Annotated in this window: 10 protein-coding genes and 1 pseudogene; 7 read left to right on the forward strand and 4 right to left on the reverse strand. The window is 68.0% G+C overall.

Annotation, left to right across the window (positions count from 1 at the left end; all coding sequences use genetic code 11):
* Window positions 1-53 precede the first annotated feature (53 nt).
* Complete coding sequence (locus N4G47_RS05030; protein WP_475285609.1) at window positions 54-932, reverse strand: tetratricopeptide repeat protein; 879 nt, start codon at window positions 930-932, stop codon at window positions 54-56.
* 343 nt (window positions 933-1,275) lie between these two features.
* On the opposite strand from N4G47_RS05030, the gene asnB reads away from it, so the two are divergent.
* Window positions 1,276-2,967 (forward strand): asparagine synthase B, encoded by a 1,692-nt coding sequence (gene asnB / locus N4G47_RS05035; protein ID WP_475285610.1) that lies wholly within the window; start codon window positions 1,276-1,278, stop codon window positions 2,965-2,967.
* A 131-nt stretch (window positions 2,968-3,098) separates the two neighbouring features.
* Window positions 3,099-4,490 carry a cation:proton antiporter domain-containing protein gene (locus tag N4G47_RS05040; RefSeq protein WP_475285612.1) on the forward strand — a complete coding sequence of 464 codons (1,392 nt, stop codon included), beginning with the start codon at window positions 3,099-3,101 and terminating at the stop codon, window positions 4,488-4,490.
* Between the two features lie 93 nt (window positions 4,491-4,583).
* On the opposite strand, the gene N4G47_RS05045 is transcribed toward N4G47_RS05040, so the two are convergent.
* On the reverse strand, window positions 4,584-6,911 hold the full coding sequence (locus tag N4G47_RS05045; protein ID WP_475285614.1) for a penicillin acylase family protein: 2,328 nt from the start codon (window positions 6,909-6,911) through the stop codon (window positions 4,584-4,586).
* Between the two features lie 123 nt (window positions 6,912-7,034).
* Between N4G47_RS05045 and bfr the strand changes: the two genes are divergently transcribed.
* Window positions 7,035-7,523, forward strand: coding sequence for a bacterioferritin (gene bfr / locus N4G47_RS05050; protein WP_107230348.1), 489 nt, complete (start codon window positions 7,035-7,037; stop codon window positions 7,521-7,523).
* A gap of 354 nt (window positions 7,524-7,877) precedes the next feature.
* Here bfr and parC read toward each other — a convergent pair whose 3' ends face one another.
* Both parC and N4G47_RS05060 read right to left on the reverse strand, forming a co-directional pair.
* Entirely contained in the window at window positions 7,878-10,121 is a 2,244-nt protein-coding gene (gene parC, locus N4G47_RS05055) for a DNA topoisomerase IV subunit A (protein ID WP_475285616.1), read from the reverse strand.
* 60 nt (window positions 10,122-10,181) lie between these two features.
* Window positions 10,182-11,062: pseudogene (locus N4G47_RS05060) on the reverse strand (helix-turn-helix domain-containing protein).
* Window positions 11,063-11,232: 170 nt separating this feature from the next.
* On the opposite strand from N4G47_RS05060, the gene emrR reads away from it, so the two are divergent.
* The 4 genes from emrR to emrB are packed head-to-tail and all read left to right on the forward strand — an operon-like array spanning window position 11,233 to window position 15,944.
* Window positions 11,233-11,676, forward strand: a complete 444-nt coding sequence (gene emrR / locus N4G47_RS05065; RefSeq protein ID WP_005408766.1) for a multidrug efflux system transcriptional regulator EmrR — start codon at window positions 11,233-11,235, stop codon at window positions 11,674-11,676.
* Window positions 11,673-13,166 carry a multidrug efflux transporter outer membrane subunit EmrC gene (gene emrC / locus N4G47_RS05070; RefSeq protein WP_249844567.1) on the forward strand — a complete coding sequence of 498 codons (1,494 nt, stop codon included), beginning with the start codon at window positions 11,673-11,675 and terminating at the stop codon, window positions 13,164-13,166. The genes emrR and emrC overlap by 4 nt, the downstream gene beginning before the upstream one ends.
* A gap of 11 nt (window positions 13,167-13,177) precedes the next feature.
* The gene (gene emrA, locus N4G47_RS05075) at window positions 13,178-14,359 is read left to right on the forward strand and encodes a multidrug efflux MFS transporter periplasmic adaptor subunit EmrA (RefSeq protein ID WP_475285619.1); all 1,182 of its coding nucleotides are present in this window, start codon (window positions 13,178-13,180) and stop codon (window positions 14,357-14,359) included.
* Window positions 14,360-14,366: 7 nt separating this feature from the next.
* Complete coding sequence (emrB, locus tag N4G47_RS05080; RefSeq protein ID WP_475285621.1) at window positions 14,367-15,944, forward strand: multidrug efflux MFS transporter permease subunit EmrB; 1,578 nt, start codon at window positions 14,367-14,369, stop codon at window positions 15,942-15,944.
* Window positions 15,945-16,079 lie beyond the last annotated feature (135 nt).

Consider the following 16,079-nt stretch of genomic DNA (forward strand, 5'->3'; position numbering starts at 1 on the left):
CCGCGCTCGGCTGCTTATATCGGGAAAAATCAGCCGAGCACGGCTCGGCTCTACTATTCCGAGAAAATGAAGAACGGCGGCTTGATCGCCTTTTCCCAGTAACTCGGCGCCGCCATGTAGAAACGCTGCGCCTCGGCCCGGGCGAACCAGCGCGCCGCCGCGTCGGTGTCCTTCGCCACGCCCGGCGCACTCCGTCCCAGCAGCAGCCCGGCGAAGTACTGGCCAAACACGTTGCCCTGATCGCCGGCGCGCTGGTACAGCTGCAACGCACGTGCCGGGTCGCTCGGCACGCCCACGCCGCGCTCCAGCAATGCCCCCAGATCCACCTGCGCCTCGGCGTCGCCGCGCTCCGCACGCCGTTGGAGGCGGGCGATCAGCGGGTGCACCGCATTGCCTTGCGGCGCCACGGCATCCGGCAATCGCGAGGAGCGGCTCGGATAGCGCTGGTAGATCATCGCGCGCAGGTCCCAACGCAGTGCCTGCTGCGCGTCGCCCTGCTGCCGATAGGCCGCAGCCAGTTCCTGGAATGCGTAGGGATTGCCGTGGTTGGCCGCAGCCAGATAGGCGCGCTCGCCGCGTCGCCACGAAGCGCGCAGCACCGGTGCAGGATCGATTTGCGGACTGTCGGCATGCCGCAGCGCGCCGGAGGTCCAGATCCGGCCCAGTGCTTCTTCTGCCTTGGTGTTGTGGAAGGTCCAGGGCGTGACCGCTGCGGCGCGCTCGTAGTAGGCGACCGCACGCGGATCGTTGAAGCGTTCGAGGGTCTGTGCGGTCTCCCAGGCCCCCTCGAAACTGCCGTCGCTGCCGCGGCGTTCCAGCGCCTGCAGCTGGGCCGCTGGCAGGCGCGAAGGCGCGGGCAGGGTCTGGCAGGCGCTCAGGCCCAGGCCGAGCAGGACGGCCAGTACGGCGGTGCATCCAGTGCGGTGTTGCATTCCAGTTACACATTGCGGGGCGGGCCATTATGCGCTGCCGACCGGTCCCGCTGGTTGCCAACGCAACTGTTGCGCCGCGCCCGAAACCGGGGTAGGGTCGATCCCATGTCGATCCGCCTGGCCACCGCCGTCAACAACAACAACCGCAATAATCTGCGCGCGAATAATCGTGCGCGGCCGATGCGGGACTGCGCCCTGGGTAGATAGACAGCAATACACGCCCGGACACCAGAAAACCCGCATCGGCCGATGCGGGTTTTTTGTGCCCGGGCGCAGCCTTCCCGGGCCTGGATGGCCGGTCGAACACCCTCCCTTCATGAAATCCCCCAACAGGAGCTCTGCCATGTGTTCGATCTTCGGAATCTTCGGCCTGCAGGCCGGTGACGATCTTCCCGCCCTGCGCCGCCACGCGCTGGAACTGTCGCAGCGCCAGCGCCACCGGGGCCCGGACTGGAGCGGTGTATACCTCGACGAAGGCGCACTGCTGGTCCACGAGCGGCTGGCCATCGTCGATCCGGCCGGCGGCTCGCAACCGCTGCTGTCGGCCGACGGCCAGCTGGCGCTGGCGGTGAACGGCGAGATCTACAACCACCAGGCGTTGAAGGCCGCGCTGACCACCGCCTACGACTTCCAGACCGGCTCGGACTGCGAAGTGATCAACGCGCTGTACCGCCAGGGCGGGGCGCCGGCGCAGTGGCTGGAGCAGCTCAACGGCATCTTCGCCTTCGCATTGTGGGACCGCGACAGTGGCCGCGTGCTGGTGGCACGCGATCCGGTCGGCGTGGTGCCGCTGTACTGGGGCCACGATGCGCAGGGGCGCCTGCGGGTGGCCTCGGAAATGAAGGCGCTGGTCGATTCCTGCGCCGATGTCGCGCAGTTCCCGCCGGGCCACTATTTCGACAGCGCCAGCGGCGAGCTGGTGCGCTACTACCAGCAGCCGTGGCGTGAGTATGCGGATGTGCAGGGCCGCCAGGCCGACCTCGCCGAACTGCGGCAGGCCTTCGAGCACGCGGTCGAGCGCCAGTTGATGAGCGACGTGCCGTATGGCGTGCTGCTGTCCGGTGGCCTGGATTCATCGCTGGTGGCCGCCGTGGCCGCACGCTACGCACGCCGTCGCATCGAGGACGGCGGGCAGACCGAAGCCTGGTGGCCGCGCCTGCACTCGTTCGCGATCGGGCTGAAGGGTTCGCCCGACCTGGCCGCTGCCGCAGTTGCCGCCGAAGCGCTGGGCACCGTGCACCACGGCTTCGAATACACCTTCGAAGAAGGCCTGGACGTGCTGCCGGAAGTGATCCGGCACATCGAAACCTACGACGTCACCACCATCCGCGCATCGACGCCGATGTTCCTGCTGGCGCGGCGGATCAAGGCGATGGGGGTGAAGATGGTGCTTTCCGGCGAGGGCAGTGACGAGATCTTCGGCGGCTACCTGTATTTCCACAAGGCGCCGGATGCGCGCGAATTCCACGACGAGCTGGTGCGCAAGCTTGATGCCCTGCACAACTACGATTGCCTGCGTGCCAACAAGTCGATGATGGCCTGGGGCGTGGAGCCGCGCGTCCCGTTCCTGGACCGTGAATTCCTCGACGTGGCGATGCGTTTCGATGCCGCGCACAAGATGGTCGGTGCCGGGTTCGGTGGCCGTCGCATCGAGAAGGCGGTGCTGCGCGAGGCGTTCGATGGCTATCTGCCGGACAGCATCCTGTGGCGGCAGAAGGAGCAGTTCAGCGATGGCGTCGGCTACGGCTGGATCGACGGGCTGAAGGCGCATGCCGAAGCGCAGGTGAGCGACCGTGTGCTGGCGGCGGCCGACAAGCGCTTCCCGCACAACCCGCCGCAGACCAAGGAGGCGTACTACTACCGCCACCTGTTCGAGCAGTTCTTCCCGAGTCGTGCGGCTGCCGAGACGGTGCCGGGTGGCAAGTCGATCGCCTGTTCCTCGCCGGCGGCGATTGCCTGGGATGCCAGCTTCGCGGCGGCGGCAGACCCCTCCGGCCGCGCGATTGCCGGCGTGCACGAACAAGCCCTGGCGTAATGCTTCCGCCGGGCATGGCCCGGCGCTACCGAGCGATGGTAGCGCCGGGCCATGCCCGGCGAGCACAAGAAGGACTCAATCCCCTCCGTCCCCTTTTTGCGACGTATCATCGGCGCCCTGCACATTGGGGAATGTTCATGGACGTACCGCGCGGGAGCCAGGCGCCGCCGATGAAATGGGGCTGGCGCTATCTGGCCTGGGCCGGCGTGCCACTGCTGGCCGGCGTGCTGCTGGCCCGCTATGCCGGGCCCGATACGCCGCAGGCGGTGGCCCGTGCCACCGCCGCCACCGAAGGCGGCTGGGCACAGCATCTGGCCTCACCGCTGGGCCTGTTCCTGCTGCAGCTGCTGGTGCTGCTGCTGGTGGCCAAGGGCGCCGGCGCGCTGCTCAAGCGCCTGGGTCAGCCGGCGGTGATCGGCGAGATGGCGGCCGGCCTGATGATGGGCCCGCTGGTGCTGGGCAGCGTGTTGCCGCAGCTGCACGGGGCGCTGTTTCCGGCCAGTTCGCTGGGTCCATTGAGCATGCTCAGCCAGCTGGGCGTGCTGATGTTCCTGCTGGTGGCCGGTGCCGAGCTGGATCTGGCCGCGCTGCGCGGACGCCGCCGTTTTGCCTTCACGGTCAGCCATGCCGGCATCGCGGTGCCGTTCGTGCTTGGCGTCGCGCTGGCGATCTGGCTGTACCCGCAACATGGCCCGCAGGCAGTGGGCTTCACCGCATTCGCGCTGTTTGTCGGCATCTCGATGAGCATCACCGCGTTCCCGGTGCTGCTGCGCATCCTCGCCGACCGCGGCATCACCCAGACACCGCTGGGCCAGACCGCCATCGCCTGCGCCGCGCTGGGTGATGCCACCGCCTGGTGCCTGCTGGCGTTGATCGTCGCCGCCGCCCAGGCCAGCGGCTGGTTGCCGGCCAGCCTCAACCTGCTGTGCGTGGTGGCGTTCGTTGCGTTGATGCTGGGGCTGGTGAAGCCGTGGTTCGCCCGCCAGCAGATCGCCGCGGGCCGCGAAGGGCGCTGGCTGCTGGGCATCCTGCTGCTGTCGCTGGCCAGCGCGCTGGTTACCGAAATGCTCGGCATCCACGCCTTGTTCGGTGCGTTCGCCGCCGGCATCGCGGTCTCGTCCAACACGCAGCTGCGCGAGCTGCTGATGGCCCGCGTCGAACCGTTCGCGGTAACGCTGCTGCTGCCGCTGTTCTTCGCCATGACCGGCCTGCGCATGCGTGCCGATGCTCTGCAGGCCAGCGATGTCGTGCTGTGCGTGGTGGTGATCGTGGTGGCCACGGCCGGCAAGCTGCTGGGCACCTTCAGTGCGGCGCGCAGTGCCGGCATGCCAACGCGTGAAGCCTGGCGGTTGGGTGCATTGATGAACACCCGTGGCCTGATGGAGCTGATCGTGCTCAATCTGGGCTACGAGCTGGGGCTGCTCGGCGACCGCCTGTTTGCGGTGCTGGTGATCATGGCGCTGGTGACCACCGCGATGACCGGCCCGCTGTTGAGCCTGATTGAGCGGCGCTATCGTCGGTGATGGGATCTGACCCCGTTTCTGGTAGTGCCGGCCGCTGGCCGGCATCCAGAAAGGCGTGTGCAGCATGATGGGGTTGCCGGCCAGCGGCCGGCACTACCGTGCCGGCACCAGCGTCATCGTGTGCTCGGCCTTGCCGGGCAGGAACGGGCTCGGGCGGCCGTGCACCCAGTCCTCGTGGCCGGCGCCCCAGTACGGCGACAACGGATGCCCGCTCTGGCCGCCGGGCATGTGCACGATGCCGTCGGCCTCGTGGCCGGGCGATACCACCATGCGCTGGGAGGCGCCGAAGTTCGGCGTCTGCACGCGCGGCATGTCGCGGTCGCCGGGCAGGCGGTCGGCCGGCATGCACAGCCAGCGCTTGGCGAACCCGGGCATCGCCCGTGCGATCGGGTGGCAGATGGCCGCGGTATTGCGCTCGCCCCAGGTACGTTGGGCCAGCGGTCCCTGCTGTGACAGCTCAGCTTCGGTACGCCGGGCAGCATCGAGCAGCAGCGCGTCCCAGCTGTCGTATGCCGGTGGCAGCAGGTTGGCCGGGCGCTGTTGCAGCATCGGCCAGGCCACGCCCTCCAGCTGCGCCAGGCGCGGCTCCAGGAAGTCCTCGCCGAGCTGCGCATGGGCAGGCGCCAGCAGCGCCGCAGACAGCGTGTCCATCACCTTGGAGCGGAATTCGCGCACCACCCGGTAGCTCACCGCGTCGGCCGAGGCGCGGCCGCCCCATGGGTGGCTGGCCGCCTTCAACCGCTTCAGTGCCGGATCGTCGCTGCGCTCGATGACGTCGTGCAGCAGCGCCCACCAGCGCTGCAGGAACACCGCACGGTCATCGAGCTGGATCGCCAGCAGATCGTGTTCGTCGAAACGCTCCTGCACTGCCAGCAGATCGCGGATCTGGCGCGCACGTGCGCCGAGGTCGTAGCCACCATCACCGACAATGGCCAACGCCTCACCGTCGAGCACGCGACCGTTGGCCGTCCACAGGCGATGGCCGGGCGGGTCGATCAACGCCGGTGCGGCGTCGCTGCGCAGTGGCCATGGCGCGCACTGTTGGTTGCTGGCGGCGGTGAAGCCGGCGGGTGCGCAGCCGGGCCCGCGATCCGGACGCGCACCGATCAGGCGCCAGGCGATGCGGCCGCTGCGGTCGGCGATCACCAGGTTCTGCGCGGGGATACCGGCGTGGTCGGCGAAGTGCAGGGCGCCATCGAGATCACCGGCGCGGGCCAGATCGCTGAAATCCAGGCGTACCGCACCGGGCAGATGGGCCACCCAGCGCAGGGCATCGCCACTGCCATCGGCGTGGGTGTGCAGGAGCGGTCCCCAGGCCGTCTCGCGCACCGGAAACACCACGTCGGCCTGGCCCGCCACGGCGATGCGCTCCTGATGCACGGTAACGGCGGCGTTGGCCGGTTCCGTACGGTAATCGGCGGTGTCGATGTAGCTGTTGGTGAAGCCCCAGGCGATGTGGCCGTTGCTACCGACGATCACCGCCGGCAGGCCGGGCAGCGAGAAGCCGCTGACATCGACCTGGCCGCCGGCAGCCTGCGGGTCGGGATAGCGCAGCCGCACCCGGAACCACAGGCCCGGTGCGCGCAGGCCCAGATGCATGTCGTCGGCGACGATCGCACGGCCGTCGGCGGTGAGCGCACCGGCCACGGCAAAGTTGTTGCTGCCAACGGCGTCGGCCTCGCCCTGCGCGGTGCCCGGCGTTGCCTTCAGGCTGCGCAGATCGAGCTGGCTGGCGTCGGGCAGGGCGGCGTTGCCGGTCGGTTCTCCGAACAGCGGGGCATCCCATTCGGTGCCATCGTGGGCAAGCAGGGCGTACAGCGGCGGCGGCACCACCGCACGGATGCGCTGCATCGCCAGCTCGGTACGGTTGTCCGGGTCCTGCAGGTCGGCATACATGGCCAGCCCGGCCAGCACGCTGTCGCTGGCCTGCCACGGTTGCGGTGCCTGCCGCAGCAGCAGGTAGGCCCAGGGGCGTACGGAGAGATCGGCCAGGCCCTCATTGACCCCACCGACATAGGCGCTCACGGCTTCGATGTTGTCGCCCAGCGCAGCCTGCGTGTTCGCCTCGGTGCGTGCGCGCAGCCGATGCACGCGCATGCGTTTGTCGGCGTCGATGGCCTTTGGCCCGAACAGGGCCGACAGCTCACCGGCGGCACTGCGCCGCATCAGGTCCATCTCGAAATAACGTTCCTGCGCATGCACGCGACCCAGTGCACGCATGGCATCGGCCTGGCTGCCGGCGGTGATGGTGACCACGCCCAGCGCATCGCGCTCGACGGTGACCGGCTTGGCCAGGCCGGGCACGGGGCGCTCGCCATCCAGGTCGGCCAGGCTGCCGCGCAGCAGCAGCCACAGGACCAGGACGGTGGCCAGCACGATGGCGATCAACACGCCCAGCATCCAACGCCATGTACGTCGCATCGCACGTCCTTTCCGAACTCGTGGGTCGATTGTAGCCGCAGGCGCAACTGCGACTGATTCCGATTAGATCACCGTATTTTGAAATGCGGCACCCTATGTCACATCGATTCACAGGAGCCCCCCATGAAAGGCAACCCGGACGTCATCGCCTGCCTGAAGGAACTGCTGCGCGGCGAACTCGCCGCCCGCGACCAGTACTTCATCCATTCCCGCCGCTACGAGGACCAGGGCCTGTTCGCGCTGTACGAACGCCTGAACCACGAGATGGAAGAGGAAACCCAGCACGCCGACGCGCTGCTGCGCCGGATCCTGTTCCTGGGCGGCGACCCGGATATGCGCCCGCATGCCACCGAGCCGGGCAGGACCGTGGAGGAGATGCTGCAGAAGGACCTGGATACTGAATACGCCGTTCGGAACAATCTGGCCGCCGGCATGAAGCTGTGCGAGGAGAACGGTGACTATGTGAGCCGCGACATCCTGCTGGCGCAGCTGAAGGACACCGAGGAAGACCACGCCTGGTGGCTGGAGCAGCAGCTGGGCCTGATCAAGCGCATCGGCCTGGAGCTGTACCAGCTGAGCAAGATCGACGGCAACGGCGCCCCGGCGCATTGAGCACGTCTGGGTAGCGTCGAGCTTGCTCGACGGCTTTTCGGTAGAGCCGACCGCTGGTCGGCTGCATTTCGTTAGAGCAGCCGACTGACAGTCGGCTCTACCAGGAGCAAAGAGCAGCCGACTGACAGTCGGCTCTACCAGGAGCAAAAGAGCAGCCGACTTACAGTCGGCTCTATAAAAAGCACAAGGTTCTGTCGCCCGCCAGCACCGGAGCACCGCCAGCCAGCCTTCGCCAGCCCGCCGCTCCACCGCCCGCCAGCCGACAACGAAAAAGCCGGGGAATGCCCCGGCTTTTTCGTGTCTGACGTCCGGGGAGCGTGCCAACCAAGGTTGGCACCTACCGGAGGCGGTGCCTCACTCCACCGACAGGCCTTCCACCTTCTGCCAGCCGCGCGGCAGCAGGTGGCCGCGGGTGGCACGGGCGCCGAGGTAGGCGTCGAGCTCGTTGAACTTCAGCCCCATGGTGCGCTGGCCACTGCGCACCTGCAGGGTCTGGCCCGGGCTGATCGCCACGATGGCGACCACGCGTTCGGTGGCGAGCTTGGCCTTGGGGATCTCGATGATCTTGTTGCCCTTGCCCTTGTCCAGTTCCGGCAGGTCGTTGGCGGCAATCGCCAGCAGGTTGCCCGAACTGGTCACCGCGACGATGCGGTCGGTGGCCACGTCCGCCACCACCGACGGGGTCAGCACCGACGAGCCGGACGACAGGTTCAGCATCGCCTTGCCAGCCTTGTTGCGGCCGATCAGGTTCTCGAAGCGGGTGACGAAGCCGTAGCCGTGGCTGGAGGCAAGCACGAAGCGGGTGTCCGGTTCGGCGCTGGCCAGGGTCACGAAGCTGGTGCCCGGGGCCGGCGAGAAGCGGCCGGTCAGTGGCTCGCCGTTGCCGCGCGCCGAGGGCAGGGTGTGCACCGGCGTCGAATAGGCGCGGCCTTCGCTGTCGAGGAACGCGACCTGCTGGGTGCTGCGTGCGCGCACCGCGCCCTGCAGCGCGTCGCCATCGCGGTAGGACAGCGCAGACGCATCGACGTCGTGACCCTTGGCAGCACGGATCCAGCCCTTCTCCGACAGCACCACGGTCATCGGCTCGCTCGGCACCAGCTCGGTCTCGTCGATGGCCTGCGCGGCCTGGCGCTGCACCAGCGGCGAGCGGCGGGCGTCGCCGAACTTCTTGGCATCGGCGGTCAGTTCGTCGCGGATCAGCTTCTTCAGCTTGGCCTTGCTGTCGAGGATGCCGAGGATCTTCTCGCGTTCCTTGGCCAGCTCGTCCTGCTCGCCACGGATCTTCATCTCTTCCAGGCGGGCCAGCTGCTTCAGCTTGGTTTCCAGGATGTACTCGGCCTGTTCCTCGGACAGTTCGAAGCGCGCGATCAGCGCCGCCTTCGGTTCGTCCTCGGTACGGATGATGTGGATCACCTCGTCCAGGTTGAGGAAGGCGACCAGCAGGCCTTCCAACAGGTGCAGGCGGCGCTCGACCTTCTGCAGGCGGTGCTGCAGGCGGCGGGTGACGGTGTTGCTGCGGAAGGTCAGCCATTCGCTGAGCAGCATCTTCAGGTTCTTCACCTGCGGACGGCCGTCCAGCCCGATCACGTTGAGGTTGACGCGGTAGCTGCGCTCCAGATCCGTGGTCGCAAACAGGTGGCCCATCAGCTGCTCGGCGTCGACGCGGTTCGAGCGCGGCACCAGCACCACGCGCACCGGGTTGGCGTGGTCGGACTCATCGCGGATGTCCTCCAGCCACGGCAGCTTCTTGGCGCGCATCTGGGCGGCGATCTGCTCGATCACCTTCGAAGGCGACACCTGGAACGGCAGCGCCGTCACCACGATGTTGTTGGCTTCCTTGGCGAAGGTCGCACGCGCACGCACGCTGCCGTTGCCGGTCTCGTACATGTTCCGCAGGTCGTTGGCGGCGGTGATGATTTCTGCGCTGGACGGGTAGTCCGGCCCCTGCACGTGCTCGCACAGGTCGCGCACGGTGGCTTCGGGGTTGTCCAGCAGGTGCAGCAGCGCGCTGACGATCTCGTTGAGATTGTGCGGCGGCACGTCGGTGGCCATGCCCACGGCGATGCCGGTGGTGCCGTTGAGCAGCAGGTGCGGCAGTCGCGCCGGCATCCAGGTCGGTTCCTGCAGGGTGCCGTCGAAGTTCGGCGCCCAGTCGGTGGTGCCCTGGCCCAGCTCGCCCAGCAGCACTTCGGCGATCGGGGTCAGCTTGGATTCGGTGTAACGCATCGCCGCGAACGACTTCGGGTCGTCGCTGGAGCCGAAGTTGCCCTGGCCCTCGATCAGCGGGTAGCGGTACGAGAACGGCTGTGCCATCAGCACCAGCGCTTCGTAGCACGCGCTGTCGCCGTGCGGGTGGTACTTACCGATGACGTCACCGACGGTGCGCGCGGACTTCTTCGGCTTGGACGCGGCATTCAGGCCCAGCTCGCTCATCGAATAGATGATGCGGCGCTGCACCGGCTTCAGGCCGTCGCCGAGGAACGGCAGGGCGCGGTCCAGGACCACGTACATCGAGTAGTCGAGGTAGGCGCGTTCGGCGTACTCGCGCAACGGCAGTTGTTCGAATCCGTGGAACGCGGGGCGGGCAAGTTCGGTCATGCGGCGTTGTTACCTGTTGTCGGGCGGCGGCGACGGCGGTCGCCGCTCGCAATCCTGTGATTATCCGGATGCGGCCGGGGATGCCAAGCCACGCGCCGGGTCCAGTCCGGTTTCCAGCCCGTGCCCGGCCCGCGCCAGGTAGCGCCCGGGCGGCAGCCCGAAGTGGCGGCGGAACACGGTAACGAAGGCGCTGGCGCTGCTGAAGCCCAGCGCGTGGGCGATGTCGGCCACGCTGCGGCCATCGGTCAGCTGGCGCAGGGCCTCGGCCAGGCGCGCCTGCTGCCGCCACTGGGCGAAGCTGAGCGTGGTCTCGTCGCGGAAGTGGCGGGTCAGGCTGCGCGGCGACAGCCCGGCCCAGTGCGCCCATTCGGCCAGGCTGCGCTCGTCGGACGGGTCGGCCAGCAACTGCGAGGCGATCTTCAGCAGGCGCCGGTCGTGCGGCATCGGCAGGTGCATGCGCTGGCGCGGCGCGGTGCGGATCTCGTCCAGCAGCACCTCGATGATGTGCTGGCGCTCGGGCGTGGTGTCGTAGCCCAGCGGCCAGTCGCAGATGCGGTCGGCCAAGGCCTGGGCCAGCTTGGACAGGCCCAGCACGCAGGGATCGGAGGGCAGGGTGGCGCAGGCCGGCGCGGCCAGTGCCATGCCCCAGCCGCGCAGCGGGCCGTCGAGGGTGACCGTGTGTGGCTCCAGCGGCGGCATCCAGCCGGCCGAGCCCGGCGCCAGCGACCAGGTGCCGTGCGAGGTCCGGGTCGTCAGCAGGCCGCGTTCGACACAGATCAACTGGGCGCGCTGGTGGTGGTGCCAGTCCACCTCGCGCACCAGCCCCTGCGGGCTGTCAAAGCGGAAACCGACCACCGGCGGGCCATCGTTGCGCTCGAACCAGTCCAGCGCGTCGTCCCGCAGCAGCCGCTTGGGAGGGGGATTTCTGCCTTGTTCATCATGTCCGCTGGCGGAAAAGTGTCATCCATTGGCTGAATTGTACTACCGGGCCACCTGAGCAGATCATTAAGGTAGGCGCCTTCACCGATCCAGCCCACTGCTGCAACACAGCATTCGATGCCAGATCGAATATTTCCATTGAGAAATATTTTTTTGGAAGAGAATGCTCCCCATGATCTGTCCTGCAACCACTCCCCCCAGCTTCGGCCTGCTGCTGCGCCAGGTGCGCGACGGCCTGGTCCGGCAACTCGACGCATCCATGGCTGAAGAAGATCTCGGTATCGGCTTCACCCACTACATCGGGCTGAAGGTGCTTTCGCACATGGCCCCGTGCACCGCCAACGAGCTGGCCCAGGCCATCGACCAGGTGCCCAGCGCGGTGACCCGCCTGCTGGACAAGCTGGAGGCGCTGGGCTGTGTCCGCCGCGAACCGCACGCCCAGGACCGTCGTGCGCTGCAGATCGTGCTGACCGATGAAGGCCGTGCGCTGTGGGCGCGGCTGAAGCTGCGCGGTGACGCGGTGATGGATTACGCCCTGCGTGATCTTTCCGCCGACGAGCGCACGCTGCTGCTGTCCCTCCTCACCCGAATCCGCGATTCCCTGACGACCCCATGAACCCGATCCCGCATTCTCCTCTCCGCCGGTCCGGGCGCGCGCTGCTGGTGTCAGCGCTGGCCCTGGCCCTGGCCGCCTGCGCCAGCAGCCGTGGCCTCACCCCGCAGGGCCACGTGCTCGACGTGGACAGCCTGCACAGCGAACGCACCCTGGCCGATACCGACCTGAGCGCCACCGGCTTCCCAGCGCAGGACTGGTGGAAGGCGTTGGGTGATGCCCAGCTGGACGCGCTGGTCGCCGAAGGCCTGGCCGGTCATCCGAGCCTGGATGCTGCCGATGCGCGCCTGCGCCAGGCCCAGGCCCAGGTCGGTACCGCGCGCGCCGACGAACTGCCGAGTCTGTCGGTATCCGGTGGCTACACCGGCCTGCGCCTGCCCGAGTCGATGGTCGGCAGCGAGATGGGCGGCCGCTACGGCGGCAGCAGCCAGGTCGCCTTCGATTTCAGCTATGGCGTGGACCTGTGGGGCGGCAAGCGCGCCGCCTGGGAAGCGGCGGTGGATGGCGCGCACGCGGCCACGGTCGAAGCGCAGGCGGCCCGCCTGAACCTGTCCACCGGCATCACCCAGGCCTATACCGACCTGGCCTACGCCTGGCAGCTCAATGATGTGGCCGAGGAAGAGCTGACCCGTTCGCAGAAATCGCTGGAACTGACCCGCCAGCGCCGCCGCGCCGGCATCGACAGCGACCTGCAGGTGCGCCAGGCCGAAGCCCGCGTGCCGGCCGCGCAGCAGCAGGTGCAGGCCGCGCAGCAGCGCATCGACGCGGCCCGCACCGCACTGGCGGCACTGGTCGGCAAGGGCCCGGATCGTGGCCTGTCGATCCAGCGCCCGCAGCCGTTGAACCCGATGGCGCTGCAGCTGCCGGGCGTGCTGCCCAGCGAACTGCTCGGCCGTCGCCCCGACATCGTCGCCGCGCGCTGGCGCGTGGAAGCGGCCGACAAGCAGATCAAGGTTGCGAAGACCAAGTTCTACCCGAGCTTCAACCTGACCGCGCTGGCCGGCGTGGTCGCGCCGAACGTGGGCGACCTGCTGAAGAGCAGCTCCACCTTCGCCTACATCGGCCCGGCACTGAGCCTGCCGATCTTCGAAGGCGGCAAGCTGCGCGCCAACCTGGCCAACACCGATGCGCAGTACGACCTGGCCGTGGCCAACTACAACCAGGCCGTGCTCGACGCACTGCGCGATGTGGCCGATCAGGTCAATGCGGTGCGTTCGCTGGCGCAGCAGGCGCACTCGCAGCAGCAGGCCGTGGACACCGCACGCTCGGCCTTCGACCTGGCCCAGCAGCGCTACCGCGCCGGCATCGGCAGCTACCTGGATGTGCTCACCGCGCAATCCACGCTGTTGCAGTCGCAGCAGCAACTGGCCGGCCTGCAGTCGCAGCAGGTGCAGTCCTCGGTGCGCCTGAGCAAGGCACTGGGCGGTGGTTTCCAGCCCGCTGACGCCGACCGCGCACCGATCGCCTCCCATTCCGATTCCTCGCATTCCTGAAGACCCCTGCCATGAGCCAGACCCAAGACACCGCGGCCCCGGCCGCCCCCAACCGCCGCGGCAACCTGCTGCGCGGCCTGTTCGTGATCGTCGTGCTGCTGCTGGCCGCACTGGCGCTGTGGTACTTCATGTTCGGCCGTTGGTTCGAAGAAACCGACGATGCCTACGTGCAGGGCAACCAGGTGCAGATCACCCCGCTGGTGGCCGGCACCGTGGTCGCCATCAACGCCGATGACGGCATGCGCGTGGAGCGCGGCCAGCTGCTGGTGCAGCTGGACCCGTCCGACACGTCGGTGGCGCTGCAGCAGGCCGAAGCCAACCTGGCCAAGACCGTGCGCCAGACCCGCGGCCTGTACCGCAGCGTGGAAGGCGCGCAGGCGGACTTGAATGCGCGCCAGGTGACCCTGAAGCGCGTGCGTGATGACTTCGCCCGCCGCAAGGGCCTGGCCGCCACCGGCGCCATCTCCAACGAAGAACTGGCCCATGCCCGTGATGAGCTGGCGGCGGCCGAAGCGGCCGTGGCCGGTTCGCGCGAGACCGTCGAGCGCAACCGCGCGTTGGTCGATGACACCGTGATCGCCACCCAGCCGGACGTGCAGGCGGCCGCCGCGCAGCTGCGCCAGGCCTTCCTCAACAACGCCCGCGCCGGCATCGTCGCGCCGGTCACCGGCTACGTCGCCCGTCGTTCGGTGCAGGTTGGCCAGCGCGTGCAGCCGGGCAATGCGCTGATGGCCGTGGTGCCGACCGAGCAGATGTGGGTCGAGGCCAACTTCAAGGAAACCCAGCTGCGCCACATGCGCCTGGGCCAGGAAGTGGAGCTGAAGTCGGACCTGTACGCCGGTGACGTGAAGTACAAGGGTCGCATCCAGAGCCTGGGCCTGGGCACCGGTTCGGCGTTCTCGCTGCTGCCGGCGCAGAACGCCAGCGGCAACTGGATCAAGATCGTGCAGCGCGTGCCGGTGCGCATCGCCATCGATGCCAAGCAGCTGGCCGAACACCCGCTGCGCATCGGCCTGTCGATGAAGGCCGAAGTGAGCCTGCGTGACCAGAAGGGTGAAGTGCTGCCGACCGCTGCCGCCAAGGGCACCGTGTTCGACACCGATGTGTATGCCAAGCAGCTGCATGATGCCGACGAGGTGATCCACACGATCATCCAGGGCAACCTGCCGCAGCAGCAGGCGAAGGTGGGCTGAGGTCGCCATGTCCGCACAAGCTCCAGCCGCGCCCGGCGCACCGGCGGCGCCGGGTGCGGCCTCCGGGTTCCTGCCGCCCAGCGTCGCCCTGTGCACCGTTGGCCTGGCGATGGCGTCGTTCATGCAGGTGCTCGACACCACCATCGCCAACGTCTCGCTGCCGACCATCGCCGGTAACCTCGGCGCCAGTTCGCAGCAGGCGACCTGGGTCATCACCTCGTTCGCGGTCAGCACGGCCATCGCGCTGCCGCTGACCGGCTGGCTCAGCCGCCGCTTCGGCGAACGCAAGCTGTTCGTCTGGGCCACGCTGGCCTTCGTCATCACCTCGCTGCTGTGCGGCCTGGCGCAGAGCATGGGCATGCTGGTGCTGTCGCGTGCGCTGCAGGGTTTCGTCGCCGGCCCGATGTACCCGATCACGCAGTCGCTGCTGGTCTCGATCTATCCCCGCGAGAAACGCGGGCAGGCGCTGGCGCTGCTGGCGATGATCACCGTGGTGGCGCCGATCTGCGGCCCGATCCTGGGCGGCTGGATCACCGACAACTACAGCTGGGAATGGATCTTCCTGATCAACGTGCCGCTGGGCATCTTTGCCGCGCTGGTGGTGGGCAACCAGTTGAAGGGGCGCCCGGAGCAGATCGAGAAGCCGAAGATGGACTACGTCGGCCTGGTCACCCTGGTGATCGGCGTCGGCGCGCTGCAGCTGGTGCTCGATCTGGGCAACGATGAGGACTGGTTCTCGTCGATGAAGATCGTGGTGCTGGCCTGCGTGGCGGTGGTAGCCCTGACCGTGTTCCTGATCTGGGAACTGACCGACAAGGACCCGATCGTCGACCTGAAGCTGTTCCGGCACCGCAACTTCCGCGCCGGTACGCTGGCGATGGTGGTGGCCTATGCGGCGTTCTTCAGCGTGGCCCTGCTGATTCCGCAGTGGCTGCAGCGCGACATGGGTTACACCGCGATCTGGGCCGGCCTGGCGACCGCACCGATCGGCATCCTGCCGGTGATCATGACGCCGTTCGTAGGCAAGTACGCCTCGCGTTTCGACATGCGCATGCTGGCCACGATCGCGTTCGTGGTGCTGTCGATGACCAGCTTCCTGCGTTCGGGCTTCAACCTGCAGGTGGACTTCCAGCACGTGGCCGGCGTGCAGCTGATCATGGGTATTGGTGTGGCGCTGTTCTTCATGCCGGTGTTGCAGATCCTGCTGTCGGACCTGGATGGGCGCGAGATCGCGGCAGGCTCCGGCCTGGCCACGTTCCTGCGTACGCTGGGCGGCAGCTTCGCGGCATCGCTGACGACCTGGCTGTGGGCGCGTCGTACCCAGGTGCACCATGCCGACCTGACCGAACACATCTCGGCCTATCAGCCGGGCATGCAGGACCAGGTGACGGCGATGGGGCAGGGCGACCTGCAGCATGGCGCAGCGGTGTTGAACAACATGATCAACCACCAGGCATCGCAGATGGGCTTCAACGACATCTTCTTCCTGCTGGGCTGGATCTTCCTGGCGATCATCGCGTTCCTGTGGCTGGCCAAGCCGCCGTTCGGCGCCGGTGCCGGTGCGGCGTCTGCCGGCGGCCATTGATCGATCATTGCCGTTGAAACGCAAAACCCCGCCGCAAGGCGGGGTTTTGTCTGGGGCGCATCCCCGCATGGCGTGGATCTACTGCCGGTGCGTCATTTCCGAACGCCGGAAACGAAAAAACCCGCTTTCGCGGGT

This window comes from Stenotrophomonas sp. GSD10 (assembly GCF_056172695.1).

Bases quoted from the DNA above. Each gene is read 5' to 3' on its own strand.
- N4G47_RS05030 (WP_475285609.1), bottom strand. From the start codon at position 932: ATGCAACACCGCACTGGATGCACCGCCGTACTGGCCGTCCTGCTCGGC.
- asnB (WP_475285610.1), top strand. From the start codon at position 1,276: ATGTGTTCGATCTTCGGAATCTTCGGCCTGCAGGCCGGTGACGATCTT.
- N4G47_RS05040 (WP_475285612.1), top strand. From the start codon at position 3,099: ATGTTCATGGACGTACCGCGCGGGAGCCAGGCGCCGCCGATGAAATGG.
- N4G47_RS05045 (WP_475285614.1), bottom strand. From the start codon at position 6,911: ATGCGACGTACATGGCGTTGGATGCTGGGCGTGTTGATCGCCATCGTG.
- bfr (WP_107230348.1), top strand. From the start codon at position 7,035: ATGAAAGGCAACCCGGACGTCATCGCCTGCCTGAAGGAACTGCTGCGC.
- parC (WP_475285616.1), bottom strand. From the start codon at position 10,121: ATGACCGAACTTGCCCGCCCCGCGTTCCACGGATTCGAACAACTGCCG.
- emrR (WP_005408766.1), top strand. From the start codon at position 11,233: ATGATCTGTCCTGCAACCACTCCCCCCAGCTTCGGCCTGCTGCTGCGC.
- emrC (WP_249844567.1), top strand. From the start codon at position 11,673: ATGAACCCGATCCCGCATTCTCCTCTCCGCCGGTCCGGGCGCGCGCTG.
- emrA (WP_475285619.1), top strand. From the start codon at position 13,178: ATGAGCCAGACCCAAGACACCGCGGCCCCGGCCGCCCCCAACCGCCGC.
- emrB (WP_475285621.1), top strand. From the start codon at position 14,367: ATGTCCGCACAAGCTCCAGCCGCGCCCGGCGCACCGGCGGCGCCGGGT.